This window comes from Streptomyces sp. NPDC019531 (assembly GCF_044903305.1).
Taxonomy (GTDB): Bacteria; Actinomycetota; Actinomycetes; order Streptomycetales; family Streptomycetaceae; genus Streptomyces.
This window is the reverse complement of the sequence record NZ_JBJDQL010000148.1, coordinates 1-1,125: the sequence shown is the minus strand read 5'-3', so window position 1 is coordinate 1,125 and position 1,125 is coordinate 1. Positions and strand designations below refer to the sequence as shown.

General features: G+C 66.6%; 1 protein-coding gene. It reads left to right on the top strand.

Annotated features, from left to right (window positions below; genetic code table 11):
• The first annotated feature begins 232 nt into the window (after window positions 1-232).
• Window positions 233-1,102, top strand: coding sequence for an IS5 family transposase (locus tag ACI2L1_RS45230; RefSeq protein WP_404745308.1), 870 nt, complete (start codon window positions 233-235; stop codon window positions 1,100-1,102).
• Window positions 1,103-1,125 lie beyond the last annotated feature (23 nt).

Below are 1,125 nucleotides of genomic sequence, written 5' to 3'. Positions count from 1 at the left end.
AGAGGTCGTTTTCATCTGAGGTATGGCACTTTGAGTCGTATTGTCGCGCCTCTCGGTTTGGGGCTGATGAGTCGGTGGAGGTTGTTCTTTCTGGTGAGGCAGAAGGTGTGGCAGCTGGGGTGGAGGTCTACTCGCGCCTGTCTCATTCCAGGAAGCCCGGGTCTGTCCCGTGCTTCGATCCAGCAGGATGCACGCCTGGGCGCACGCCCCTGGGCGGCGGTACGTCCAGGTCATGACGGAACGTCGCGCGTATCCGAGTGATCTGTCCGATGCCCGCTGGGAGTTGATCGAGCCGGTCCTGTCCACGTGGCGCTTCGAGCGCCGGGGCCGGGCGCTGGACTTCGGCCGGCCGCCCCGGCACGAGCTGCGCGAGATCATGAACGCGATCCTGTACGTGGACCGCACCGGCTGCCAGTGGGCCTACCTCCCGCACGACTTCCCGCCCCACCAGACGGTCTACGGCTACTTCGCCAAATGGCAGACCGACGGCGTCTTCGCCCAGCTCAGCGGCCTCTTACGGGAGTTGGTGCGCCAGCAGGAGGGCAAGCACCGCCACCCTTCGGCCTGCGTGATCGACGCCCAGAGCGTCAAGACCTCCACCTCCGTCCCCACCAGGACGCAGGGCATCGACGCGGGCAAGAAGATCGTGGGCCGCAAGCGCAGCATCATCACCGACACCCTCGGCCTGCTGCTGGCGGTGCTGGTCACCGCGGCCGGCGTCCAGGACTCCACCGCTGGCCGCACCCTCTTGGAGCAGGCCGCTACCGACCACCCCACCCTGCGCAAGGTCTGGGTCGACGGCGGCTACCGCAAGCACTTCGTCGAGCACGCCGCCAGCCTCGGCATCGACCTCGAGATCGTCCAACGCGCTCCTGGGACCAGGGGATTCAGCCCGATCCCGAAACGCTGGGCCGTGGAGCGGACCTACGGCTGGCTGATGCTGCACCGCCGACTGGTGCGTGACTACGAAAGCCACCCGCACCGCTCCGAAGCCATGATCCACCTGGCCATGACCGACCTCATGGCCCGCCGCCTCACCGGCGAGACCACGATCTCCTGGCGCGACCCGACACCACCGGATGAAACCCGCATCTCGGGATGAAACAACGGGAGAAAACGACCTCT